General features: G+C 72.1%; 5 protein-coding genes. All 5 read right to left on the bottom strand.

Annotated elements, in window-relative coordinates; all coding sequences use genetic code 11:
* Positions 1–129 precede the first annotated feature (129 nt).
* From fdhD to M8H82_RS13320, 5 genes are read right to left on the bottom strand one after another with little or no spacing between them, the layout of a single operon-like run.
* A complete protein-coding gene (fdhD, locus tag M8H82_RS13340) occupies positions 130–978 on the bottom strand; it encodes a formate dehydrogenase accessory sulfurtransferase FdhD (protein WP_250073400.1) in 849 nt (282 codons plus the stop codon).
* A gap of 17 nt (positions 979–995) precedes the next feature.
* Complete coding sequence (locus M8H82_RS13335) at positions 996–1,856, bottom strand: 2Fe-2S iron-sulfur cluster-binding protein (RefSeq protein WP_250073399.1); 861 nt, start codon at positions 1,854–1,856, stop codon at positions 996–998.
* Positions 1,853–3,670 (bottom strand): NADH-ubiquinone oxidoreductase-F iron-sulfur binding region domain-containing protein, encoded by a 1,818-nt coding sequence (locus M8H82_RS13330; protein WP_250073424.1) that lies wholly within the window; start codon positions 3,668–3,670, stop codon positions 1,853–1,855. Before M8H82_RS13330 ends, M8H82_RS13335 begins: the two co-directional genes overlap by 4 nt.
* A gap of 5 nt (positions 3,671–3,675) precedes the next feature.
* A complete protein-coding gene (locus tag M8H82_RS13325) occupies positions 3,676–5,595 on the bottom strand; it encodes a molybdopterin oxidoreductase family protein (RefSeq protein ID WP_250073398.1) in 1,920 nt (639 codons plus the stop codon).
* A complete protein-coding gene (locus M8H82_RS13320) occupies positions 5,592–6,563 on the bottom strand; it encodes a 2-dehydropantoate 2-reductase (protein WP_250073397.1) in 972 nt (323 codons plus the stop codon). Before M8H82_RS13320 ends, M8H82_RS13325 begins: the two co-directional genes overlap by 4 nt.
* Between the last annotated feature and the right edge of the window lie 232 nt (positions 6,564–6,795).

The following is a 6,795-nucleotide window of genomic DNA, read 5'->3' as shown; positions in this document are numbered from 1 at the left end:
GACGATCGGCGGCTCGACACCGGCACAGGCGCCCCGAAGGCGACCGACCCATATGCCAGCAAGACCCCGGGCGGCGCAGGGGGCGCTCCCCGCCGCTCGGGGTCCCGCCGCCGTGCAGCGGGGAACCGTTCAGCCCCGGGTGGCCGCGGCCCCCAGGGCGACGCGGTTCTCGCCCGCGTACACGTTCATGGAGGTGCCCCGCAGGAAGCCCACGAGGGTCAGCCCGGTCTCCGTGGCGAGGTCCACCGCCAGCGAGGAGGGCGCCGACACCGCCGCCAGCACCGGGATCCCGGCCATCACCGCCTTCTGTGCCAGCTCGAAGGAGGCCCGCCCGGAGACCAGCAGGATGGTGCGGGACAGGGGCAGGTCGCCGTTCTGGAGCGCGCGTCCGACCAGTTTGTCGACCGCGTTGTGCCGCCCCACGTCCTCCCGTACGTCGAGCAGGTCCCCGTCCTCGTCGAACAGGGCCGCCGCGTGCAGCCCTCCGGTCCGGTCGAAGACGCGCTGGGCGGCGCGCAGCCGGTCGGGCAGGGCGGCCAGCAGCTCGGGCTCGACGCGGAGCGGGGGTGTGTCGGCGATGGGCCAGCGGGTGGTGGTCCGTACGGCGTCGAGGCTCGCCTTGCCGCACAGGCCGCAGGAGGACGTCGTGTAGACGTTGCGCTCCAGCGTGATGTCCGGGATCACCACCTGCGGCGCCGTCTTCACGTCGACCACGTTGTACGTGTTCGAGCCGTCGGCCGTGGCGCCCGCGCAGTACACGATGTTCTGCAGATCGGCCTGCTCCGCGAGCACCCCCTCGCTGACCAGGAACCCGGCGGCGAGCGCGAAGTCGTCGCCGGGGGTGCGCATGGTGATCGCGAGCGGTTTGCCGTTGAGCCGGATCTCCAGGGGTTCCTCGGCGACGAGCGTGTCCGGGCGGGTGGTGACCGCCCCGTCCCGGATCCGGACCACCTTGCGTCGTTCCGTGACTCGTCCCATGTCCCCATCAGCCCCGATCAGTTCCGGTTCTGGACGTGCTGGTAGCCGAAGCGGCCCTTGATGCACAGATTGCCGTGGGTCACCGGGTTGTCGTGCGGCGAGGTGACCTTCACGATCTCATTGTCCTGCACGTGCAGGGTGAGGTTGCAGCCCACTCCGCAGTACGCGCACACCGTGGTCGTCCCGGTCTGCCGGGCCTCGTCCCACGTACCCGCGGCCCGCATGTCGAACTCGGACTTGAAGGACAGCGCCCCGGTCGGGCACACCTCGATGCAGTTCCCGCAGTACACGCAGGCCGAGTCGGTCAGCGGGGCGTCGTGCTCCACCGCGATCCGCGCGTCGAAGCCCCGTCCGGCCACCGAGATCGCGAAGGTGTTCTGCCACTGGTCGCCGCAGGCGTCGACGCACTTGTAGCAGAGGATGCACTTGTCGTAGTCGCGCACGTACAGATCGTTGTCGATCCTCGGCTCCTCGCCCAGCCGGGCCGCGTCCGGGCCGAAGCGGTCCGGTTCGGCCCCGTACTCCTTGATCCACTCCGCGGCCCGCGGGGTCGTCGACAGGTCGACCGAGGAGGCGAGCAGTTCGAGCACCACCTTGCGGCTGTGCCGCGCCCGCTCGGTGCCGGTGCGGACCTCCATGCCCGGCTCGGCCTTCCGTGAGCAGGCCGGGACCAGGGTGCGGGCTCCCTCGACCTCGACGACACAGACCCGGCAGGCGTTCTTGGGGCGCAGGGTGTCGCCCTCGCACAGGGTCGGGACGTCCTTACCGACGGCCCGGCAGGCGTCCAGGATCGTCGACCCCTCGGGCGCCCGCACGGGCTCCCCGTCGAGAGTGAACTCCAGCAGGCGGCGGGGGATCCCCAGCGGTGTCACGGTCATTCGTACGCCCCCAGGCGGTCGATGGCGGATTCCACGGCGTTCCACGCGGTCTGTCCCAGACCGCAGATCGAGGCGTCCCGCATCGCGCGGCCGACCTCCCTGAGCAGGGCGATGTCCCCGGCGGCCGCCGCGCCCGTGCGCTCGGCGATCCGGTGCAGCGCCTCCTCCTGGCGCACGGTCCCGACCCGGCACGGCACGCACTGCCCGCAGGACTCGGCGCGGAAGAACTCGGCGATCCGCAGCAGCAGCCGGGGCAGGGGCACGGTGTCGTCGAAGGCCATCACCACACCCGAGCCGAGGGTGGTGCCCGCCTGGCGGGTGCCTTCGAAGGTGAGCGGGATGTCCCGCTCGTCGGGCCGTACGAAGCCGCCCGCGGCGCCGCCCAGCAGCACCGCCCGCAGCCCGTCGCGCACCCCGGCCAGGTCCAGCAGTTCGCCCAGCGTGGCCCCGAAGGGCAGCTCGTAGATCCCGGGCCGCGCCACGCTCCCGGACACGCAGAACAGTTTCGGCCCGGTGGACTTTGCGGTGCCGATCGCCGCGTAGGCCGGTGCGCCCATGGTGAGGATCGGCAGGACGTTGACCAGCGTCTCCACGTTGTTCTCGACCGTCGGTTTGCCGAACAGGCCCTTCTCGACGGGGAACGGCGGCTTGGCGCGCGGCTCGCCCCGGTAGCCCTCGATGGAGTTGAACAGGGCCGTCTCCTCACCGCAGATGTAGGCGCCCGCGCCCCTGCGGATCTCGATGTCGAAGGACCAGCCCTGCCCGAGGACGTCCTCGCCGAGCAGTCCGCGGGTTCGCGCCTGGGCGAGGGCGTGCTCCATGCGGGCCAGGGAGCGCGGGTACTCGCCGCGCAGATACAGGTAGCCCCGGTGCGCGCCGGTCGCGTAGGCGGCGATGGTCATCGCCTCGACCAGGGCGTACGGGTCACCCTCCATGATCACCCGGTCCTTGAAGGTGCCGGGCTCGGATTCGTCGGCGTTGCAGACGAGGTAGTGCGGGCGGTCGGGCTGGGCCGCCGTGGCCTGCCATTTGCGCCCGGTGGGGAAGGCGGCGCCGCCCCGCCCGACCAGGCCCGAGTCGGTCACCTCGCGGATGACACCGGCGGGCCCCAGCTCGAAGGCCCGGCGCAGGGCGGTGCAGCCGCCGTGGGCGCGGTAGTCGTCCAGGCTCGCCGGGTCCACGACGCCGATCCTGCCGAGCAGGATCAGCCCCGGGTGCCCGGCCTGGGGGACCGCCAGCGCCGCCGGCGGCTCCTCGGAGGCCGAGTCGGGCGCGGTCGCGGCCAGGACGGCGTCGCGCACGGTGGCCGGCGCCGACACGGCCGTACGTACCGGGTCCCCCGCCTTGATCGCCAGGGCCGCCGGAGCGCGCTCGCACAGGCCCAGGCAGGGGCTGCGCTCGACGTGCACGCCGGGGACCGGGCCGCTCTCGAGGCCGGCGCACAGGCCGGCCGCGCCCGCCGCCGCGCAGGCCAGGTCCGTGCAGACGTGCAGGACGGTCGCCGGGCGGGGCCTGACGGAGAACATGGCGTAGAACGTGGCGACGCCGTAGGCCTCGGCGGGCGGCACCGTCAGGCGGCGGCACAGGTAGTCGAGGGCGCCGTCGCTGATCCAGCCGATCCGGTCGTTGAGGGCGTGCAGCCCCGGCAGCAGCAGGTCCCGTCGGTCGCGGGCCGCGCGTCCGCCGCGTGCCCACCTGAGGTCGGCGGCGGAGCGGTCGGCGCCCTCCCAGGAGGACTCGGGCGGGCCCAGCAGGGCGTCCACGGCGGCCCGTTCGTCGTCCGTCGGCTTGCTGTCGCCGAAGTGCAGGTCCACTTGCGTCACCTCACGATGGTCGCGACGGGCAGCTTGTCGATCCGGATCGCCGACGCCTTGAACTCCGCCGTCCCCGCGATCGGGCAGTTGGCCTCGATCGTCAGCTGGTTGGTGTCCACCTCGTCGGGGAAGTGCATGGTCATGAAGGCGAGCCCGGGCCGCAGCGCGGTGTCGATCCACACCGGCGCGACGACGGCTCCCCGGCGCGAGGTCACCCGGACCTCCTCGCCCACCACGACCCCGTAGCGCTCGGCGTCCTCCGGGCACAGTTCTATGTACTCGCCGCGCCGCAGCGGGGAGGCGTAACTGCCGCTCTGCACACCGGTGTTGTAGGAGTCCAGGCGCCGTCCGGTGGTGAGCCGGATCGGGTACTGCTCGTCGGTGAGGTCGACCGGCGGATCGTGCCGGACCAGCCCGAAGGGTGCCGGGCGGCCCCTGCGCGCGGGGTCCGTGTCCCACAACCGGCTGTGCAGATACGGGGGTCCGAGCTCGTCGGGGCTGGGGCACGGCCACTGGATGCCCTGCTGCTCCGCCAGGCGTGCGTACGTCATGCCGTGGTGGTCCGGGGAGAGGGACCTGAGCTCGTTCCAGACCGCCTCGGCGTCGGCGTACTTCCACTCGTGGCCGAGCCGTGCGGCCAGTTCGCAGATGATGTCGATGTCCTCGCGGGCCTCGCCGGGCGGGGTGACCGCCCGCCGCACCCGCTGGACCCGCCGCTCGCTGTTGGTGGTGGTGCCGTCGGTCTCGGCCCATCCGGCGGTCGCGGGCAGCACGACGTCGGCGAGCTCGGCCGTCTTCGTCAGGAAGATGTCCTGGACCACCAGGAAGTCCAGCTGCCGCAGGCGCCGTACGGCCTGCTCGCTGTCGGCCTCCGACTGCGCCGGGTTCTCGCCGATGCAGTAGACGGCCTTGAGGGTGCCCTCCTCCATCGCCTCGAACATCTCGGTGAGGTTCAGTCCGTGGTGCGGCTGGATGACGGTGTCCCACGCCGACTCGAACCTCAGTCGGGAGGCGGGGTCGAGGATGTCCTGGAAGCCGGGCAGCCGGTTGGGGATGGCCCCCATGTCGCCGCCGCCCTGGACGTTGTTCTGGCCGCGCAACGGCTGCAGCCCGCTGCCGTAGCGGCCCACGTGGCCGGTCAGCAGGGACAGGTTGATCAGTGCGCGGACGTTGTCGGTGCCGTTGTGGTGCTCGGTGATGCCGAGCGTCCAGCACAGCTGGGCGCGCTCGGCGCGGGCGTAGGCGTGCGCCAACTCCCTGATGGCCTGGGCCGGTACGCCCGTCACCTTCTCGGCGAGCGAGAGCGTCCAGGGCTCGACGAGGGCCCGGTACTCGTCGAAGCCGCTGGTCGCCCGCTCGATGAACGCCTCGTTGGCGAGGCCCGCGCGGATGATCTCGCGGCCCATCGCGTGGGCCATCGGGATGTCGGTGCCGACGTTCAGCCCCAGCCAGCTCTCCGCCCACTCGGCGGTGGAGGTGCGGCGCGGGTCGACGGCGTACATCCGGGCGCCGTTCCTGATCCCCTTCAGCACGTGCTGGAAGAAGATCGGGTGCGCGAAGCGGGCGTTGGAGCCCCACATCACGATGACGTCGGTGTGCTCGATCTCCTCGTACGAGGAGGTCCCGCCGCCGGAGCCGAAGGCCGCCGACAGGCCCGCCACGCTCGGGGCGTGACAGGTGCGGTTGCAGGAGTCGACGTTGTTGGTGCCCATGACGACCCGCGCGAACTTCTGGGCCACGTAGTTCATCTCGTTGGTGGCGCGGGCGCAGGAGAACAGGCCGAACGCGCCGCGGTGGCGCCCGATGCCCCGGGCCGCACGCTCCAGGGCCTCCTCCCAGCTCGCCCGGCGGAAGGGCTCGTCGCGGGAGTCCCGGACGAGCGGGTGGGTGAGCCGGGTGTAGGTCTTCGGTTGCCGTTTCCTCATGCGGCGCTCCTCAGCGCGAGCAGGTCCGAGATGGCGTGCACGGTGCGCAGGGTGGGCACCGGGACGCCGGTGATCTCCGCCAGCTCGACGACCGCCGCGAGGAGGACGTCGAGTTCGAGCGGCTTGCCGCGCTCCAGGTCCTGGAGCGTGGAGGTGCGGTGGTCGCCGACCTTCTCGGCGCCGGCCATCCGGCGTTCGATGGAGACGCCGACCTCGCAGCCGAGGGCCTCGGCGACGGCGAGCGTCTCGGCCATCATGGTCTCGATCACCTGGCGGGTGCCGCCGTGCAGGCACATCTGCCGCATGGTGGCGCGGGCCAGCGCGCTGATCGGGTTGAAGGAGATGTTGCCGAGCAGCTTGAGCCAGATGTCGTTGCGCAGATCGGGTTCGACCGGGCACTTCAGCCCGCCGGCCCGCATGGCCTCGCCGAACGCCAGACAGCGCGGCGAGATGCTCCGGTCGGGTTCGCCGATGGAGAACCGGGTGCCTTCCAAGTGCCGTACGACGCCCGGTCCTTCGAGTTCGGTGGCGGCGTAGACGACACAGCCGACGGCCCGTTCGGGCGGGAGCACCGCACTGACCGCGCCGCCCGGGTCGACGCTCTCCACGCGATGGCCGTCGTGGGGGCCGCCGTGCCGGTGGAAGTACCACCAGGGGATGCCGTTCTGGGCGGCGATCACCGCCGTCGCGTCGTGCAGCAGGGGCTCGATCAGCGGCCCGCACGCCGCGTACGAGTTGGCCTTCAGGCCCAGGAACACGTAGTCGACCGGGCCGATCTCGGCGGGGTCGTCGGTGGCCCGGGCGCGGGCGGTGAAATCGCCGCGCGGGCTGAGCACCCGCACGCCGTGCTGCCTCATGGCCGCGAGATGCGGTCCACGGGCGACGAGATGCACATCGGCGCCCGCGCGGTGGAGCGCGGCGCCGACATAGGCGCCGATCGCACCGGCGCCGAGGACTGCGACTTTCATACGGGGGAGCTCCGTTCGGTTCGAGGGATACCGCGGAGATGGGGCGGCCGACATCCTGTCGACGAAATATTGTCTACAGTATGCTCGTTGGGGCGGCAAGGGCTGGGGCAGCATGGGCTGGGGCGGCAAGGGTTCGGGCGCGGGTTCGGAAGAGGGCTCACCGGCTGCCGGAGACCGGTCGGTCCGACCGTTCGTCGCGCTCGGAATACCGCTCACCGCATACGGTCGACGC

The organism is Streptomyces sp. YS415 (genome assembly GCF_023544665.1).
GTDB lineage: Bacteria > Actinomycetota > Actinomycetes > Streptomycetales > Streptomycetaceae > Streptomyces.
This window is presented reverse-complemented; position numbering and strand designations above follow the sequence as displayed.